Annotated in this window: 16 protein-coding genes; 1 reads left to right on the forward strand and 15 read right to left on the reverse strand. The window is 63.8% G+C overall.

Annotation, left to right across the window (positions count from 1 at the left end):
• Window positions 1-67 precede the first annotated feature (67 nt).
• Genes ACTZWT_RS20005 through ACTZWT_RS20015 form a run of 3 tightly spaced genes read right to left on the reverse strand, consistent with a single transcriptional unit; the run spans window position 68 to window position 3,452 of the window.
• On the reverse strand, window positions 68-784 hold the full coding sequence (locus tag ACTZWT_RS20005) for a polysaccharide deacetylase family protein (RefSeq protein WP_444771434.1): 717 nt from the start codon (window positions 782-784) through the stop codon (window positions 68-70).
• A 5-nt stretch (window positions 785-789) separates the two neighbouring features.
• Complete coding sequence (locus tag ACTZWT_RS20010; RefSeq protein WP_444771435.1) at window positions 790-1,965, reverse strand: glycosyltransferase family 4 protein; 1,176 nt, start codon at window positions 1,963-1,965, stop codon at window positions 790-792.
• The gene (locus tag ACTZWT_RS20015; RefSeq protein WP_444771436.1) at window positions 1,962-3,452 is read right to left on the reverse strand and encodes a class I SAM-dependent methyltransferase; all 1,491 of its coding nucleotides are present in this window, start codon (window positions 3,450-3,452) and stop codon (window positions 1,962-1,964) included. Before ACTZWT_RS20015 ends, ACTZWT_RS20010 begins: the two co-directional genes overlap by 4 nt.
• A gap of 208 nt (window positions 3,453-3,660) precedes the next feature.
• On the opposite strand from ACTZWT_RS20015, the gene ACTZWT_RS20020 reads away from it, so the two are divergent.
• A complete protein-coding gene (locus ACTZWT_RS20020) occupies window positions 3,661-4,968 on the forward strand; it encodes a glycosyltransferase family 4 protein (protein WP_444771437.1) in 1,308 nt (435 codons plus the stop codon).
• 82 nt (window positions 4,969-5,050) lie between these two features.
• Here ACTZWT_RS20020 and ACTZWT_RS20025 read toward each other — a convergent pair whose 3' ends face one another.
• From ACTZWT_RS20025 to ACTZWT_RS20080, 12 genes are all read right to left on the reverse strand, one after another.
• Window positions 5,051-6,199, reverse strand: coding sequence for a DegT/DnrJ/EryC1/StrS family aminotransferase (locus ACTZWT_RS20025; protein WP_444771525.1), 1,149 nt, complete (start codon window positions 6,197-6,199; stop codon window positions 5,051-5,053).
• Window positions 6,200-6,448: 249 nt separating this feature from the next.
• The gene (locus ACTZWT_RS20030) at window positions 6,449-6,943 is read right to left on the reverse strand and encodes a glycosyltransferase (RefSeq protein WP_444771438.1); all 495 of its coding nucleotides are present in this window, start codon (window positions 6,941-6,943) and stop codon (window positions 6,449-6,451) included.
• Window positions 6,940-7,455 carry a UDP-N-acetylglucosamine--LPS N-acetylglucosamine transferase gene (locus ACTZWT_RS20035; protein ID WP_444771439.1) on the reverse strand — a complete coding sequence of 172 codons (516 nt, stop codon included), beginning with the start codon at window positions 7,453-7,455 and terminating at the stop codon, window positions 6,940-6,942. The genes ACTZWT_RS20030 and ACTZWT_RS20035 overlap by 4 nt, the downstream gene beginning before the upstream one ends.
• A gap of 212 nt (window positions 7,456-7,667) precedes the next feature.
• Entirely contained in the window at window positions 7,668-8,528 is an 861-nt protein-coding gene (locus ACTZWT_RS20040; RefSeq protein ID WP_444771440.1) for a glycosyltransferase, read from the reverse strand.
• A gap of 216 nt (window positions 8,529-8,744) precedes the next feature.
• Window positions 8,745-9,740 carry an NAD-dependent epimerase/dehydratase family protein gene (locus tag ACTZWT_RS20045; RefSeq protein WP_444771526.1) on the reverse strand — a complete coding sequence of 332 codons (996 nt, stop codon included), beginning with the start codon at window positions 9,738-9,740 and terminating at the stop codon, window positions 8,745-8,747.
• Window positions 9,741-9,812: 72 nt separating this feature from the next.
• Entirely contained in the window at window positions 9,813-10,922 is a 1,110-nt protein-coding gene (locus ACTZWT_RS20050) for a DegT/DnrJ/EryC1/StrS family aminotransferase (RefSeq protein ID WP_444771441.1), read from the reverse strand.
• Between the two features lie 150 nt (window positions 10,923-11,072).
• A complete protein-coding gene (locus ACTZWT_RS20055; RefSeq protein ID WP_444771442.1) occupies window positions 11,073-11,579 on the reverse strand; it encodes a DapH/DapD/GlmU-related protein in 507 nt (168 codons plus the stop codon).
• A 31-nt stretch (window positions 11,580-11,610) separates the two neighbouring features.
• Entirely contained in the window at window positions 11,611-13,086 is a 1,476-nt protein-coding gene (locus tag ACTZWT_RS20060) for an oligosaccharide flippase family protein (protein WP_444771443.1), read from the reverse strand.
• 80 nt (window positions 13,087-13,166) lie between these two features.
• On the reverse strand, window positions 13,167-14,225 hold the full coding sequence (locus tag ACTZWT_RS20065; RefSeq protein ID WP_444771444.1) for a Gfo/Idh/MocA family protein: 1,059 nt from the start codon (window positions 14,223-14,225) through the stop codon (window positions 13,167-13,169).
• 191 nt (window positions 14,226-14,416) lie between these two features.
• Window positions 14,417-15,844 carry an HlyD family type I secretion periplasmic adaptor subunit gene (locus tag ACTZWT_RS20070; protein ID WP_444771445.1) on the reverse strand — a complete coding sequence of 476 codons (1,428 nt, stop codon included), beginning with the start codon at window positions 15,842-15,844 and terminating at the stop codon, window positions 14,417-14,419.
• Between the two features lies 1 nt (window position 15,845).
• Window positions 15,846-18,071, reverse strand: a complete 2,226-nt coding sequence (locus ACTZWT_RS20075) for a peptidase domain-containing ABC transporter (protein WP_444771446.1) — start codon at window positions 18,069-18,071, stop codon at window positions 15,846-15,848.
• The gene (locus ACTZWT_RS20080) at window positions 18,049-18,378 is read right to left on the reverse strand and encodes a hypothetical protein (protein ID WP_444771527.1); all 330 of its coding nucleotides are present in this window, start codon (window positions 18,376-18,378) and stop codon (window positions 18,049-18,051) included. Before ACTZWT_RS20080 ends, ACTZWT_RS20075 begins: the two co-directional genes overlap by 23 nt.
• Between the last annotated feature and the right edge of the window lie 58 nt (window positions 18,379-18,436).

The following is an 18,436-nucleotide window of genomic DNA, read 5'->3' on the forward strand; positions in this document are numbered from 1 at the left end:
CAGCGCGTCCGATGTCGGCCAGTTCGACGGTCGCGCTGGCGCCGTCATTGCGAAGTCGTCGACTGCGTCAGCGATACCGCAAACGCATTGCGTGGCGATACAGCCCGAGCTTTGAAGTCATCTTCCAGGCAGCACCGCGTGCCGCGTCCGGATCATGCAGGTGTCGTCGCATGTAGCCTTCGTCCATCGCGTTGGTCAGGCAGAGGCGGGAATAGAGGAAGGATTCGAAGCCGCGATGATGCCCGAGCTGGATGGTAAAGAGGTGCGTGTATCCCGCCCGCAGAGCGGCATCCCACACGCGTCGGGAGAAGCGCCCGTAAGGGAAGGCGAAGAGGCTGACCGGCGCTCCGAGGCGATCCTGCAGCATCGATTTCGAGACGATGAGCTCGCGATCGAGTTCGCTGTCCGAGGCCGCGGTCAGATCGACATGGGCCATGCCGTGCGAGCCGATCGCGACCCCTGCCCCGTTCAGCTCCCTGATCATCTCCCAGTTCATCCGACCCGGCGCACCGACGAACTCCACCGGGATGAAGGACATGAAGCCCGGGATCCCGCCTGCCGCCATGCACCGGGAATAGACGTGCGTGTAGTCCGACAGGAAGCCGTCGTCGAACGTGAGCACGACGGCGTCGGAGCCGGATGCCGCCGGATCATCGCAGCGCTCCAGGAAATCCCGGGGCGAGACCAGCCTCTCGCCGTAAAGCGCCAGATGCGACTCGAAGGCCTGATGCGTGAGACACCACGCATTCGAGGGCGAGGATGGCACCAGCTCATGGTAGTTCATGACAATCATAGCGTCTGAATCAGGTCTGATACACGCCGGCCCCACGCCTCCCAGTTCAACCGGGATTCGTAAGCGTCACGACATGCTTGCCGTTGGCGCGTCGACCGGTCCGGATTCGCAAAGGCCGCGGCAATCACCGCGGCGTAGTCCGCTTGGGTGGCGTCCGGCGGCAACAGGAAGCCCGTTTCGCCGTCCCGGATCGCACCCGCGATGCCACCCGTGGCCGGCGCGATACTCGGCACGCCATGGGCCGCCGCCTCGCAGAACACGATGCCGTAGCAATCCGCCCGTGTCGGCAACAGGAAGAAATCCGCGTCACGATAGAGCTGGCCCAGCCGGTTGCGCTGGTCGCGATCGTTCTTGTCGAGGAATGGAATGATCGTCAGGCCGTCGCGGGCGACGGGCCTCGGCGGTGTGCATCCGCAGATCACCAGTTCGGCGTCTATGCCTCTTGCGCTCAATTCGTCGAGCGCGCCGACCGCAATGTCCGCGCCCTTCTCCTCCCAATTGGCACCGATGAACAGCAGCCGGCACGGGCCCGGCTTGCGAGGCCCGAACACAGAGGCGCGATCCGGCGGCTGTTCGAAATTGGCGCCCCACGGAATGACCTGCACCTTCCGGGGATCCGCACCATAATGCCTGACGGCTGATTCAGCCGCCCATTCCGACGGATAGAGCAGCAGGTCCGCGCGCGCGATGGTGTCCCGCTCGAGGCGGTCAGCCATCTCCCGGGCCGCGCCGTTCATGTTGCGGTAGTTAGGGTGGTAGTCGTCGACCAGCCGGAAGGTCGCGTCGGACGCGTAGACGAGAGGGACCCCGTCAGGCACGGCCCAGGCAAAGGTGGATCCGGCTGGCGCGAAGACGACATCGGGAGAGAGCGCGCGAATCTTGCGGGAGGCGTCGGCCGCATATTGCGCGACGACCGGTCCGGCATGAAACGGAGAGATCCCCGGCCTGCGAAAGGTCCGGCAGACCTTCGAATAGGCTCTGTAGAACGGTAAGCTCGATGCGTTCAGAGGACCGATATGGACGACGTCGTTTCCCTCGCGTGCGAGCGATTTCGACATATGGAACGGCGTGCCGGACCAGAACCGCACCTGTTTCGCGTCGCCGATCGTGGCGAACGCGATGCGCGTTGACCGGGTGCGGCTCTGCACGATGCGCTCTGTTTCCAGTCTCATGGCGTGGCGCGCGCTCCCTTCGCGGAAGCATCCTTCCTGGCCACGGCGATGAAGTTCGGGGACATCGCCAGATCGAGGAGTTCGGAACGGCCGCGTGCGAATGCGGCGCGCGGGTGAGGCATCCCGACGGTTCGATCCACCGTCAAACCGGATCGGTCGCACCAGTCCCTGACTCTTGCGATGCTGCTGATATGAACGCCCGAGCGATGATAGCTCTCCAGCCCCCGATATCGATGGGGATGGCGGAGCCGTCGCAGCAGTTCAGGGACGCTGCGCATGTTCGGGGTCTGGATGATCGCCACCGCGTTTTCCGCCATAGCGCTGCGAAACATGGAGAGCACTTCGACCGGATCGCCAACCAGGTGGAGCACGTTCGCAAACAGGATACAGTCGAACGTTTGATCGCGCAGTTTTTCGGTGGCGATGCGGAAATCGCCGAACACCATCTCGACGCCTTTGTCCGCCGCACGGCCGCACACGACAGGGTCGAGCGGCACGGCGACGACCTGCAGGCCCCGCTCCGCAAGCGCACACTCGGTTGCCCCCGAGCCGCATCCCACCGAAAGCACGGTTCGCACGCCCGGCGGGATTGCGGCGATCAGATCCCGACTCGGACGCTCATAGTAGTCCTTCGAGTACATGCGGCGCCACAGCTTGGTCTCGCCTTCGAGCAGCGCGGCCGGTGCGCCCGGTCCCGCCGCGAGTTGCAGCAGAGTGTCGACCTGGGCGCGCATCTCCGCTTCGGTCACCCCCACTTTGCCGGCGTATTTGTTGGACAGATGGTGGACGGTGAAGTCGTCCAGACGCGACACCGGGACCAGCTTCGTGAAGCCGCACTGGATATAGGGATCGGTCGCGGCGGTGCAAAGCAGATCGTGCTTCCACTCATACGGCTCGACCAGGAAGCCGCCGGACGCGATCGCCTTGCGCAACTGGCTTTGCGTCAGGACATAGCAGGCCGCATGCTCGTTGGTGAATCGGGCGAGGACGAATTCCGCCCTCGATCTGAGAGACGCAGCATCCCAATGGAATTCATCGTGCATGTCGGGATAGCTGATACGACCATCCGAACTCTGCTCCTTGCGAATAAAGCCGGCGACTTCATCCTCGCGCAGCGCTGCGGTGACCTCCAGAAAGGCGCGCAACTGCCCTTCGGTGATGAGGATGTCGTCTTCGGAATAGATGAAGAGATCGTAGCGATCGACACGCTCCGCAAACAGCGCCTTGTGCGCGAACGGCAGCGACCACGGATCCTTGCTCGGCAGGCCGACCCGGCACTCGATCCCCGGCGCGGGCTTCTTTTCGATGTTCGACAGGATCACGATATCGACGTCGAACGGCATGGACCCGTATTCGCGAATGAGGCGGTCCAGATGGCTGTTGTTGGAGGTGCCGTAGCTTGCCAACGCCACAAGCACGCTCAGCCGGCCACTCCTTCCGATCGCCCGGTACGCAGGCAATGTCGAAAGCTCAACGGGAAAGTTCATCGGCGCAATCGTCCTGGCTTGCGCAACCGGCGCGAAAATCCGATCCGCAGTCTTTCTAAGCGATAATCATTATTTAATAGCTTAAATTCAATGAATCATCAATGCGCCATCGATATAATTTGATTATTTAATATTACCGATCAATATACTCCGGGAGAGGCGTCACATCGGCTAGCCTGCAGTCCAAGCCGTGAAGGAGTTGGGATCCATGAAGGTGCTTCTCTATCCACATTCCATGGAAGTGGGGGGATCACAAATCAATGCTCTTCAGCTGGCCGGTGCGGTTCGCGACCGCGGCCACGAGGTCATCGTCGCATCCGAACCGGGGCCGCTGATGGAACGGGTGCGCAATCTGGCCCTCGAACACGTCGAACTGCCGCTACATCGCAGCCGGCCGTCTCCGCGAGTGAGCGGCATCCTCGGCGATCTGGTCAAACGCCGCGGAATCGACGTCATCCACGGCCACGAATGGCCGCCGATCGTCGAAGCGTTCTTCGGGGCGACGCTGCGGCATCGCACGCCCGTGGTCGGCACCATCATGTCGATGTCGGTGGTCCCCTTCCTGCCGCGCGGAACGCACCTGACCGTGGGGACCGAGCTCATTCGCCGCTCGGCTGTCGCGTCCGGCTATCGGAGCGTCTACCTGCTGGAGCCGCCGGTCGACACCGGGGCTGATAACCCCTCGATCGACGGCCGGATTTTTCGCGCGCGCCTCGGCATCCGGCCGGACGAAGTCGTCATTGCCATGATTTGCCGGCTGGTGCCGGACCTCAAGCTCGAGGGCCTGCTGACGGCGTGCGACGCGGTTCGCGCGCTTGCCCGAGCCGGCAACCCGATGCGGCTGGTGATCGTGGGCGACGGCCGGGCGCGCGACGACGTCGCCCGCCGCGCCGCCAGCGCCAATGCGGACGCCGGCTACGAAGCCGTGCTTCTGGCGGGTGAGATGGCCGACCCGGGCCCCGCCTACGCGGCTGCCGACATCATCGTCGGGCAAGGCGGCTCGGCACTGCGGGGGATGGCGTTCGGCAAGCCGCTCGTGGTGGTCGGCGAGTCGGGATTCAGCGAGTTGCTGACGCCCGAGAGCGCGCCGATGTTTCTGCGACAGGGCTGGTACGGTCTCGGTGCCGGTTCGCTCGGAACGGGAGCGCCGGCGCTCCACCGGGCGCTGGAGCGGCTCGTTGGCTCACCCGAGATACGCAGCCAGCTCGGATCGTTTGGCCGTCAGTTGGTGCAGTCGCGCTTCAGCCTTGGCCGTGCCGCCGAAATCGTCGAAGGCATCTACGTCTCGGCCATTCAGACGCCGGTCGCCGCCAGGCAACTGATTCCCGAAGCGCTGCATGTCGCGGCCGGCGTGGCCGGCAACCGGATTCGACGAAGGTATCTCAAATGGACCGGAGCGGGTGCGACCGACGATCAGAACCAGCGGCAGGTCATCGCCGCGGTTTTCGACACCGGCAGCAACGGCGCAACGCCGGTCGGCAAACCCGAGCAACAGGTCGCTCATCCGTCGGCCTAGAGAGCGATTGCGAGCGAAGCGGACACCGACTCGTGTAACGACGTCGCGTCCAACGGAAAGCCGGCGCGCTGGTTCTGTCCTGTCAGGACCGACGCCGCTCCAGCTCCGCGCGCAGCGCCTCGGCGACGCGCACCTGTTCGTCCTCGGTCATCTGCGCATAGATCGGCAGCAGGATCGCATGATCCTGGGCGAATTCCGATTGGCGCAGGCTGTACCGACGCTCATCGCTCGCGTAAGGAGCCTCACGGTGCGAGCACATAATGCCTCGGCGGGTGGCGATCCCCTGATCGAGCATGTTCTGCATGACCGTCTTCTGGTCCACCCTGTCGGGCAGGCGCACACAATAGCTCTGCCAGTTCGAGCGCGCCCATTCGGGCTCGAACGGTAGCGTCAGCCCGTCGAGACCGGCGAGCAGCTCTCTGTACCGGCTCGCGATCGCACGTCGCCGCGCTACCACATCCGGCAGCCGCTCCAGTTGCTTGCGGCCGACGGCGGCCTGCACATCGGTCATGCGATAGTTGAAGCCGACCGCGACATAGTCCTCGAAGATCACCTGCGGCGAGCTGTGCCGCACCGTATCGGGAACATTCATGCCGTGCTGACGCCACAGCCGCAGCTTGCGGTCGATCTCCGGGTCGGACGTCGTGAGCATGCCGCCTTCACCCGTCGTGATCACCTTGCGAGGGTGAAACGAGAAGCAGGCGACGGCTCCGCGCGGCCTGCCGACATACTCCCAGTCGCCATCGATGGCGATTCGGCTGCCGATCGCGCAGGCGGCGTCTTCGATCACCGGAATTCCATGCCGGTGCGCCACTGCAAGAAGCGCTTCGAGATCGCACGGCATCCCCATCTGATGGATGGTCAGGATGGCCCGGGTGCGTCCGGTGATCGCCTCGGCGACGCGTTCCGGATCGAGGTTATAGGTCGCCGGATCGATGTCGACGAAGATCGGCGTTGCGCCGCAATACCGGATGCTGTTGGCCGTGGCGATGAAGGAGTGACTCGATGTGATGACCTCGTCGCCCGGTCCGACGCCCACCGCGAGTAGCGCGAGATGCAGCGCGGTCGTGCAATTGGACACCGCGCAGGCATATCCGGCGCCGACCACCGCTGCGAATTCGCGCTCGAAAGCGGCGACCTGCGGGCCTTGCGACAGCCAGCCGGACAGCACGGCGTCGCGCGCGGCGTCGGCTTCCGCCGGCCCGACACACGGCTTGGCGATCGGGATCATGGCGCGTGACTGTTCTTCATTCAGGCCCGCCATCAGCGTGGTTTTCGCCACTCCTTCAGCGGAAGGGAGAACCTGATGGTGCCCGCTTCTGGCCTCTGATCGCTGCAGTGCTTCCTTCATCGGTCTGCTCGTCCTGCTGATTTCGGGTTGCGATTGCCGGCGATCCGGGGGCGATTGGCCGAGTATCGCGAACGTCGTCTTGCCGGCCTGGTCGGTCCCGTCGGTGCTGCTCCATCTTTTCCCACGGACCTAGGCCGACGACGACCGGCCGGTTTCGATGAAAGTCCGAATGGTCGATATCAGGGTCGGCGACGCCTGTGCGCTGAGCCGCTCGGTTTCGCTCAAGACCTGAAATTGATCCAGCTTGTCGACAAGCTCCTGCTCCGTAAAGGCCACCATGATGCTGCCCTGCTCCGCGAACCGTTTCGCGGTGGCGAGCTGGTGGTCATTTCGATGCTCGCCGAGTCGCGCCAGCCGGGGCATGACGATGACGCGTGTTCCGAGCTCGAGCGCGGTAATGATCGAGCCCATGCCAGCGTGGGAAACCACCAGGCTGGCGGCCTCCACCCGTCGGCGGAATTCGGACGGATCGATGAACTGCTCCGTGCGGATGTGTTCGGAGCGATAATTCGACGGACCTGTCTGTGCGAACACGTCGGTGCGTCCATGCGCGCCCGCCCACCCGTCGATCGTCCGGATCAACCGATCGAATTTTCCCTGCGTCCCGACCGTTGCGAAAATCATAGCACCGACCCCGAGTAATGAGGACCATTGGGGCGCGCCAGATGCGGCCACTGCGTCAGCCACAGGTCGGCGCAACGGCCGATCCGGTCCCCCGACATCGAGAGTTGCTCGGCATTGGCGATACTATCCAGCCAGATCGTCCGTGCGCCCATCAGCCGACCGAACCGCAGCGCCAGATATCCCGGAGCGGCACCGGTCGAGATCACGATATCCGGCCTCTCGGTCCAGACGATCCAGGCCATGCGGCGGGCCGCCTTCAACAGGGCGAACTTCGTCCAGCGATTGGCATCATTGACGAAGTAGAATTTATGCTCGGGCACCTGCGCGCGATAGGATTCGTGCACGGTGACGAAGGTGACCTCGCAATCTTCGAAGGCGTGCTTGATACGCATCAACTGCACCCAGTGGCCGCCTCCCGAAGCGACCGCGAGCAGCTTCGGACGCTTGCCGCGCGATTGCGGCGCGCTGCCATCCGCTGACGTGTTCTTTTCAAGGATCGGTTTCAGAACCATCGGCTGACCTCCTGAAAACGCCGCAAGCTCTGCGAAGATACGACGGTGAGTCTTGATCGGATGGCGATCGGACCGGCGTCGCGGGGCCTGCCTGCTGTTTATCTATTTAATCGTCAGTTAAATTATATATCCGGATTATTTTAATCAAGCTTTATATTAAATCGTATTTTACTTGGATAATGACAAGGGGAGACGCCCTGATATCGCAGCGTTCACTTCGCGGAATCGGCGGACGGCACCGCACGGGAGGTCTCGTCCCGCTGCCATCGCGGCGCTCCGATTCGCGCGCTCCTGGTCGCCCGGCGCCGTGCGACGTAGTTGATCGAGCAATAGATCATCAGGCCGAGCCACAGGCGGGGCTCCGCGAGGAGCGTCACGAGGGATCGATTGTTCGACTCGCCGTTGTTCGTGCTCAGCTCCGGAAAGCGCCGAGCGAGTTCGAACGTCCCCCTGTGGGCGCGCGTCCTGACCGCGATCAGTTGCGGCACGGTGCGTGGAGGAAACACTTTCGAGACCACGTCGGGAAGCGTCGCCCGCTCCGACGGTTTGAATTGAAGCCGGACAAAGGTGTCGTCCGCGACGACGTCCGGAAACTGACCGAACCTGCGCCGCCCCGCCTCCGACAGCGCATAGACGCCGGATCCGCCTATCCCTTCACGCGACGAGGGCAGCCGGGCGCGGATCTCGTAGTACTTGCGGATCAGCCAGGAACAGCCCGCCAGGTCGATATCCGCCGTGGGTGCCACCGCCAGCACGTCGCCTCGCTCGAGGCGTTTTGCCAGGGCCCTAATGGCATCGGCGGAGATGACGATGTCCGCATCGACATAGACTCGCGGGAATGCGCCGGACACCTGGTCGCCGAGATTCAGCGCGTGAGTCTTGCTGGCGATCTCGGTCTCGACCACTTCGACGGTCGGGCCGAAGGTCCGGGCCACCATTGCCGTGTCGTCCGTGCAGCCGTTGCAAACGACAACAGCGCTGATCCCGTCGGAGGCGGGATCGGCGATCCATTGGTTCAACGTCCGCCCGATCACAGAACTCTCGTTGTGAGCGGGAACGACAATCGAGATCATGGCTGACCACGTCGAAGCGAGACAGTTGCGCTACGTCCTTGAAGCCGCCATCGGTTCGTCGAACACGCGACGGCTCCTTCGATCTCATCGCGTAGGCGCGCCGCAATCGCGCCCGCACGGGTCGCCCGCATCTCGCCGGCGCATCCAGGTTGATGCCTTCGACCCTCCCTGGCCCGACGCGCAGAGTTTCCGCGCGCGGGCAGCGCACACCCGGACCTACGAGACGGCGGCCTCCTGTTGGCGCGGCGCGGCGAGCGACGCACGCTCGGACCGCCACCATTCCACCAGATCGGCCAGGCCCTGTTCGAGCTGCACCGTCGTCCGAAACCCGAGCAGCCGCTCGGCCTTCTCTGTCGATGCCAGCCGGCGCGGCACCGGATTGATCGAACGCTCCGGCGCGAATTCGGGTGCGAGACCGCGATGGCCCATCACCGACGCCAGCGCCGCCGCGAGTTGCGCCAGGCTGGTTTCAGTGCCGCTGGCAACGTTGAACACCTCGTCGGTGGCCTCTGCCCGGGCGCCGAGAATGTTGGCCCGCGCGACGTCCCGGACGTGAATGAAGTCCATGGTCTGCCGACCGTCGCCGAAGATGACCGGCGGCAGCCCGGCGTCCAGCCGTTCCATCCAGCGGATCAGAACCTCGGTGTAGCGACCGTGGATGTCCATGCGATCGCCGTAGACGTTGAAGTAGCGGAACGCGACGTAGTCGAGCCCGTGCATGTCGTTGAAGGCGCGCAGCAGACCCTCATTGAAGGCCTTTGCGGCGCCATAGAGTGTCCTGTTGTCGTAGGGGCTCTGCCGCTCGGTCGTCGGAAACTCGTCGGCCATGCCGTACACCGACGCCGAGGACGCGGCGATGACCTTCTCGATGTTGTATTTGACGCACAGATCGAGCAGGTCGAAGGTCGCGTCCACCATGACTTCCTTGGCAAGGCGGGGCTCGGCGGCGCAGTGGGTAATTCGCAGCGCGGCCTGATGAAAGACGATATCCGCCGACTTGACGAGCGAACCGAGCAGCCTGTTGTCCCGGATGTCGCCCTGCACCAGCCGGACCGGTCCGCGATCGAGAGCCCGTCGGAGATTCTCCGGCCGTCCTCTGATCATGTTGTCGAGTGCGACGATCTCGACGCAGCCCTCGTCGCACAACTGGTCGATGATATGCGAACCGATGAACCCGGCCCCGCCGGTGACCAGAATTCGCTTTCCCTTCAGATCGGCCAAGACGCTCTCCTGTTGTTGGAACCGCCGACGGCGGCGCGCAGGCGCCGCCGTCTCGCGCGGGACTTACGCAGCCTCGACGAAACGAATCTTCTGAAGTTGGTCGACCACTTCGGCGACGTGCTCGGGCCGCAGCTCCGGATAGATCGGAAGCGACAGGAAGCGCTTGGCGAGCCCCTCGGTGACCGGCAGATCGCCGGCGCGATAGCCGAGATCGGCGTAGGCCTTCTGCAGATGCACGGGAACGGGATAGTGGATCCCCACGCCGATGCCGGCTTGCTGCAGCACGCTCAGCGTCTCGTCGCGCCTCGGCAGGCAGAGCGCATAGACATGATAGACGTGCCGGCTGTGGGCGGGCGGCTGCGGGCGCACACATTCCAGCTTCGCGAGCTGGCGATCATAATCCGCCGCCGCCGCGCGGCGCCCTTCGGTCCAGGCCTCGATGTACTTCATCTTCACGTTCAGCACCGCGCCCTGGATGCCGTCCATGCGATAATTGTAGCCGGGGACGACGTGGTTGTATTTGGTTTCCTGGCCCCAGTCGCGCAGCAGCGCGACCCGCTTGGCCAATTCGGGCTGATTGGTGACGACCGCGCCGCCCTCGCCATAGGCACCGAGGTTCTTGCCCGGATAGAAGCTGAAGCAGCCGAAATCGCCGATCGACCCCGCACGCCGTCCCTTGTATTCGGCGCCATGCGCCTGCGCGGCATCCTCGATCACGACCAGGCCGCGGCGGCGCGCGATCTCCATGATCGGGTCCATGTCGGCCATCAGCCCATGCAGATGCACCGGCAGGATCGCCTTTGTCCGTTCGGTGATTGCGGCCTCGACCTGGGCCGGGTCCATCGTCCAGGTCACGGGATCGACGTCGACGAAGACAGGCTTCGCGCCGCTGTAGAGCACCGCGGCGGTGGTCGCGACGAAGGTCATCGAGACGGTGATGACTTCGTCGCCAGGCCCGACGCCGGCCGCGACCAAGGCGAGATGCAGCGCGGAGGTCCCGCTATTGACCGCGAGACAGTGACCGACACTGCAGTATTCGGCAAAGCGCTTCTCGAACGCCGACACTTCGGGTCCCAACACGAACTGCGTGCTCTCGATGGCGCGCGAGATCGCGGCGTCGACCTCGGGCTTGATCTGGCGATACTGCGCTTTCAAATCCAGAAAAGGTACCAATGCTCGATGTCCTCTGCTGTGGCGGCGCCGGCGTGCGTCGGCCGATTTAATTTAAATGTATTATTCAAATTAAATCACACGAGACATAAAATGAAAACGATTATCTAGGCGAATTATCCCGAATCGACGTTTTGGTGAATCGCCGCGCGGCTATGCGGTGCGGCGCGCGGCCGCGATCAACGGCGCAGCCTTGGATGCCGGCAGAATGCGCGCCGGCACCCCCGCCACCACGGCCCCGGCCGGAACGTCCTTCGTTACGACCGCGCCGGCGCCCACAATGGCTCCGGCACCGATGCTGATGCCGCACAGGATGGTCGCGTTGGAGCCGATCGAGGCCCTCCTGCCGACCCGGGTCGGCTCGACCGTCCAATCGGCAGGTCCTTGCGGTTGCCCGTCCGCCGTCGTGGCCCGCGGATATTTGTCGTTGGTGAACATCACGCCGTGTCCGACGAACACCTCGTCCTCGATGGTGACGGCTTCGCAGATGAAACTGTGCGACGAGATCTTGCACCTCGCGCCGATGCTGGCGCCGGCCTGGATTTCGACGAACGTTCCCAGCCTGGTTTCGTCCCCGATCGAGCAACCATAGAGATTGACGAGATCCGGATGGAAGATCCGCACGTCGCGACCAAGTTGCACGTCTTTTGCGATAGGCATCGCCTCTTCTCCAAAGCGTTACGAGGACTCTTCAAACAGCATTGCGACTGGCCCGCGCCGCCGCACCGCGAACGACGCCGCCGAATCTAGCGACGACGGACAACACGAGTCTGGCCGGCGCGCCGAGCTCCGGCAGCAGCGGATGCTTCACGGCGATCAGGGCGAGGATCCACGCGCCCGCCGTGGCGGCAGCCGCGACCAGAATTCCGGCGACAGGACCGATCATCCCGTATTCGATCAGTCCGGCGCCGATCGCGGCGGTTGCGCCGCTGCACAGCGTGACGATCCCGCTCTTCCAAATCGCGTCAGCGATATCGGCCCAGCGCAGGTTCAGATGCCGACTGACGAAGTGAATGGCCACGGCGGCCTGGAAGGGGAGTGTCAGCAATGCCGATGCGGCGACCGCCTCCACGCCGGCGTAGGACGCGGCGAAAACCACCAGGAGCGAGGGCGGCAGCGAAATCAGCGACGACACCAGCGTATCGCGCACGCTGCCGGCGGCCACCAGCACCGGATAGGTCAGGCTGGCGGCGAACAGCGACAGGCTCCCGACGCAGAGGAATTGCACCAGCGGGACCACTTCGAGCCAGGACGGCCCGAGCCAGACCAGGATGATCGGCTTGGCCATGACGGCCATCACCGTCAGAACCGGCCAGTGCAGAGCAGTGAGCAGCGTGACCGCGTGCAGATAGATGCGCTTCAGGTCTCCCCCCACGCTGGTCTGGGCAAAGATCGCCGGCATGATGACCGGACCGATCACCTGCGTCACCAGCTTGTCGAACACCTGGGTGAGATTGACGGCCCGGCTGTACAGGCCGGCAGCCGCGAAATCCAGTATGCGAGCGAGGAACAGTTGCGGCGCCGAATTATAGAAGACATTGATGAGGACGACACCGCTCGAATACAGGCCGAAACGCACGATCCCCGCACAGCCCGACAACGAGGGCCGGAAGATCCGCAGGTCGCGGCGGAGGGCCACGAGATGGACCGCCTGCACCGCGCTGCCGGCGATCATTCCCCAGATCGGGGCGAGATAGCTGAAACCCATCATGGCCAGCACGATCGAAACGACCACGATGGTGAAATTGCACGACAGATTGCTCGCCGCGATGACGCCGAACTGCATGTTGCGGCGAAGCAGCGCGATGATCGTCATCGAGAACGGCATGATCGCGAAATTCAGGACCGCGACGGCGATGCCGGCCTTCAGGTCGCCCGAGCCGGACATCGTTCCCACCACATCGCTCAGCAGGTACAGGCCCAGGCCGATGCCGAGCGACAGGCCGAGCGTGACCGTGAACGCCGTCCGGATATCGCCTTCCGACAGGGACTCCTTCTGAATGAGATAGTTCGCGCCACCGAACTCTTGCGACGACGCCGCGAACACCGAGGTGATCGCCGTCACGACCGCATAGGTTCCGAATTCTGCCGGCGTCAGCAGTCGCGACAGCACGGCGGTCGAGACGAAGAAGAGCAACAGGCTGGCGTAGCGCTCGATCGCGGACATGAAGATTGAGCGTTGGACAGAATTCATCGCGATGCCGCCGCAGCTACCGGACAGACGAAGGATGGGGAGCGCCCGTCACATCAGGCAACCCGGACTCCCTCGGAAATCCGGCGCGGTTGCTTGAGACGGACCGGCCTGCCGTGATCGGCGATCGAGCGCGATGCGGCTTCCAGCACCTCGATGACCCGGAGGCCAGACAGGCCATCGGAGATCGGCGTCGCGCCGGTCCGCACGCATTCGAGGAAATGCTCGACCTCGGTCTGCAGGGCCTCCTTCGTCGAGATGTTGGGCGCCCACATGTCGCCGGCCCGATAGCCGATCCGGAACTGATGCGCGTTCTCCGGCGATTCATTGAGGGTGATGCCCTTGTCGTAGACCTTGATCTTCTCGGTCGGCTCGAGATCGTCATACACGATCATCTTCTTGCTGCCGCCGACGAAGGTCTGTCGCACCTTGATCGGCGAGAGCCAGTTGACGCTGACATGGGCGACGCATTTGCTCTCGAAGAACATGGTGATATGCGCCATGTTCTCCGGCGATCCGGCGACATGGGACGATCCCGTCGCCGACACGGCGACGGGATCTTCATTCAGGAGGTACTGAATGATCGAGATGTCATGGACCGCCAGGTCCCAGATCACGTTGACGTCGCTCTGGAACAGCCCCAGGCTCGAGCGGGTGCTATCGTAGTAATAGAGGTCGCCGAGCTGGTCCTGAGCGATCAGGTCGCGAATCTTCTGCACCGCCGGCGTATACAGGAAGGTGTGATCAACCATCAGCGCCAGGCCTCGGCGGTCGGCCTCGTCGATCAGACGACTGACCAGATCGGCGCTCGGCGCGAGCGGCTTTTCGACCAGGACGTGCTTGCCGGCCTTGAGCGCGGCCATCGCCAGGTCGTAATGCGTGCGAACCGGCGTCGCGATGGCGATCGCATCGATGCTCGGGTCCTCGAGCAGATCCTCGTAGCGATTGGTGGTGGCCACCCCGGGATAGAGATGACTGCTCGCCACCAGCTTCGCCGGATCGAGGTCGGCAACGCCGACGACACGGGCGGAAGGGTTGCTGACGAAGTTGCGTACGAGATTCGGCCCCCAATAGCCGTATCCGACGACGCCAATTCCAACGCGGCCATGTGTCATGAAATTCGCCAACCCCGCTATTTAATTTTGATTATTGTTGTTTATTCCTGTTTTAATTGCAACTAGTTTTAAATGAATAATTTAACATAGTTTACGTGTCTTGGCGGACGACCGTTGCGTATCGATTGGCGACGAAATTCAGCCGATTCCCATCGTAGCCGCGGGCCGCACCCCCCGGTCGGATCGCGCGCTCAATATTCCCGGATGCTCTCGTCGAGGCCGCGGAGCAGCGGGTAGAGGAAATACGAGACCACGCGGCGCTGTCCGACCTTCAACTCGGCGGTCACCGCCATGCCGGGAATGAGCTGAACCTGCCCTGACGGAATTCGCAGCTTGCTGTCGGTCACGTCCACCAGAACCCGATAATAAGGTGCGGGGCTGCGGCGCGCCGCGTCGGTCTTCGCGTCGGGATTGAAAGCATCCTCGCTGACGACGCGGACCACGCCCGTTGCCGTTCCGTATTTCTGAAACGGGAACGCCTCGAACTTCAGGCGGACCGCCTGCCCGACGGTGATCTGGCCGATGTCGCGGCCCTCGATATTGGCTTCGACCTGCAGCGGCACGTTCCGCGGCACGAGGACGAACAATGTCTCCGCTTCCTTCGCCACCGATCCGACGGTCCGGTTTGCGATCTCCAGCACGACGGCATCGATCGGGGCCGTCAGAACGATGAGCTGACGGCGAAGCTCGGCCTTCTTCAGCTCTTCCGCCGCACCACTGCGCTTGCTCAGCGTCTCGACGAGATCCTGATAGGTGGCGCGCTTGAATTCCTCGATGAAGACCTGTCGATCCGCGTTGGCCTTTTCGATCTTGTGCACGGCATCGACCTGATTGCCCCGCGTCCGCGACAAGTTGCTCTCAACCTCGAGACGCGCATCCTTCGACAGCAGGAAATTCAGCCTGGATCCGACCTCCTTGGCCATCAGGCTGGTGCGCATCGATTCGATGGATTTCATCGTTTCGAGCCGCTGGGTGAGGACCGTCTCCTCGTCCTGGCCGGTCTGCAAAACCGCGCGGGCGCTCGCGATCTGGGCGTCGAACGTCGTCAGCTGCGTCGCGTAGAACGATTTGCGCTGCGCGAACAGCTTGCTCTGCAGGATGGCATCGGGATTGGCCGGATCCGACAGCACGTAGTCGCGCCCGTCGAGCTCGGCCCTGAACCGTTCGATCGTCGCATCGAAGGCCGCCACTTTCACGCGCAACTGGTCGAGATCGGCCTGGGAGAATGTCGGATCGAGGGTCGCCAGCGGATCGCCCTGCGTGACCACATCGCCGGCCCGGACGTGCATCTGCCGAATGACGGATGTCTCGAGCGGCTGCAGCACGAGGTTCGGATGGGTCGTCGTCAGCTTTCCCTGCGCCGAGACGACCGTATCGACCCGAGACAGCGAGGCCCACAGGATCGCAGCGAAGATCAGCGCGACGACGCAATACAGCGTCAGCCGGGCGACGCGCGGCGGCGCGCGCTCTTCGATCTCCACCGCATCGGACTGGAATTCACCGACGATCTCGGGACGGCGCATGCGCGCGGCGCCGGTGCCCGGTCGCTTGCGGCGTTCGGAGCTCGCGGGGCCGCCTGCCGCGGGGCCGGGCGGTGTCGCGCGCAGGTCGAGATTCATCTCAGGCCGCCTTCATCTGCTGGTTCCACAAATGCCGATACAGGCTGCACTTGGTGATGAGCTTGTCGTGGTGATCGACATCCAGAATGCGACCGCCCTCGATCACCAGGATGGCGTCGGCCTCCGCCAGCATCGAAAGCCTGTGCGAGACGATGATGACGGTTCGCCCGGCCGCGATCCGACGCAGATTGCGGCGGATGACGGTTTCGCTCTCCGAGTCCAGTGAACTCGTCGCCTCGTCGAGGATCAGGATGCGTGGATCGACAATCAGCGCACGCGCGATGGCCAGCCGTTGCTTCTGTCCGCCGGACAGGTTGCAGGCGCCCTCCTCGAGCAGCGTGTCGTAGCCTCGCGGCAGTCGCTGGATGAAATCGTCGGCGCCCGCGAGTTGCGCCGCCTGGACGACTTCGGCGAAGGTCGCGTCGCGCTTCACGCGCGCGATATTCTCCCGGATCGTGCCGCGGAACAGGAAGCTGTCCTGCAGGACGACGCCGAGATTCTTGCGGAGGTGGACGAGGTCGACTTCGCGCGCGTCATAACCGTCGATCCGCACCAGTCCCTGCTGAACGGGATACAGACCCGACATCAGGCGCGTCAGCGTCGTCTTTCCGGAGCCGCTCCGACCGATGATTCCGAACACCTGTCCCGGCGCGATCGAGAACGACACGTCATCGAGGGCCGCGGCGCCGTCTGGGCCGTAGCGGAAGGACACGCCCTCGAACTCGATGCTTCCCTTGATGTCCGGGCGCAGGCCGCTGCGCAGCGCTTCGCGCTCCGGAGCCTGGTTCATGACTTCGCCGAGCATCCTGACCGCCAGAGCGACCTCCTGATACTCGTGCACCATCGTCACCATCTGCACCAACGGTCCCGACACACGGCCGGCGAGCATGTTAAAGGCGACCAGCGCGCCGATCGTCATCTCGCCGCTGAAGACAGCGAGGGCGCCGAGGCCGATGATGCCGAGCGTCATCAGTTTCTCGAGAAAACCGGTGACCGACTGCGCGCCGGCCGAGATCTTCTCCACGTTGAACCGCATCGACACCGACTGCGCGCAGCTATCGTCCCAGACCTTGCGCTGCAGCGGCTCCATCGCCAGCGATTTCACCGTGCGCATGCCGTGCACGGTCTCGACCAGCAGAGCCTGGCGCGTGCCCTCGGCCTGATACAGGCTGAACAGGCGACGCCGGAACGGTCCCATCAGCAGCACCACGATCGCGCCGCTGAGAAAGGTGAAGGCCAGTACCAGCCCGGTCAGCTTGAGGCTGTACATCGCCAGCACGGGAATGAAGACCAGCAGCGAGAGCGCGTCCAGGAAGGTGAGAAACAGCCGCCCGGTCAGGAACTCCCGGATGCGGCTGGCCTGCTGCATATGCTTGATCAACACACCTGCCGAGATGTGCTCGAAGAACGTCACCGGCAGTCCGAGCAGATGACCGAAGGTCTTCGTGGCGACGCGAATGTCGACCTTGTTTGTCGCATACAGCATCAGATATCGGCGCAGGAAGCTGAAGATCGCATCGAAGATCAGCGCGGCGACGGCTCCGGCCGCAAGAACGTACAGGGTCGTGAAGCTCTCGTGCACCAGCACCTTGTCGATCACGAGCTGAAAGAAGATGGGGACCACGAGGCCGAGGCCGTAAAGCAGGATGGCGGCGACCGCGACGTCGACGAACAGACGCCGCTCGCGCAGGAGTTCGGGGACGAACCAGCGGAAGCCGAAGCTGTTCTCGCCCGTCGCGGCCTTCTGATCCGGTTTGATCAGCAGAACATCGCCGTTCCAGTTGGCGCAGAACTGTTGCTGGTCGACGAGTAGCGGCTCGTCGCGCCGATCCGCGAGCGGATCAATGATACTGACGCGGGGATCCTCGCTGGCGCCGCCGGCGCCGGCGACGACCACCCAATTGCCGTTCGCGAGCTGGACCATCGCGGGGAAAGCTTCCCCGAGATTCACCAGGGTCTGCCAGTCCAGCTTCGCCGTCTTGGCCCTCAGCCCGGCCTGCTTGGCCATCCGCAGCACGGCCTGCACCGGCAGCGCGGTGCCGTCCACGGCGTGCGCATGCTTCAACTGTTCGACCGACAGATCCACGCCGTGGCGCACCGCTACGAATTCCAGACAGTGCAGCGCTGTCTGAACCGCGACGCGGTTCTCGACGCCCGGATCGGCCTCGGCCTCGCTTTCGCGAGCAGGCTGGGCGGGCTCGTCGTTAGCGGAAATTGGATGAAGCATTGGGATTCCGTGACGCGTGCGAGGCGGATCCGGTCATATCGGGATTGCCGGACATCACGTCCGACGGCGATCGCGGAGCGTTGCGCTTCACCACGCCTGCATCGACCAGCCCCTGCAGCGCGTTCTGCATAACCTCGACGGAGTTGGCGAACGCCTCGATGGAAAAGATCAGACGCTGGCGAAAGACCTTCTTCGGCGCATTGTTGGCGTCACGCTCGGTGGGCGAGAGGCTGACGATATCGACACGCACGATCGACCCGCCGACCGTGATCTCCTCGATTCCGTCAGTATAGATTTCGGCATGCATCGCGTTCTCTCCCTGGCCCGTGAAATTCGTCTGCAGCGACGGCATCGACGCCGCAGCA

Origin of the sequence: Rhodopseudomonas sp. NSM, assembly GCF_052445935.1 — a bacterium.
Taxonomy (GTDB): domain Bacteria; phylum Pseudomonadota; class Alphaproteobacteria; order Rhizobiales; family Xanthobacteraceae; genus Rhodopseudomonas.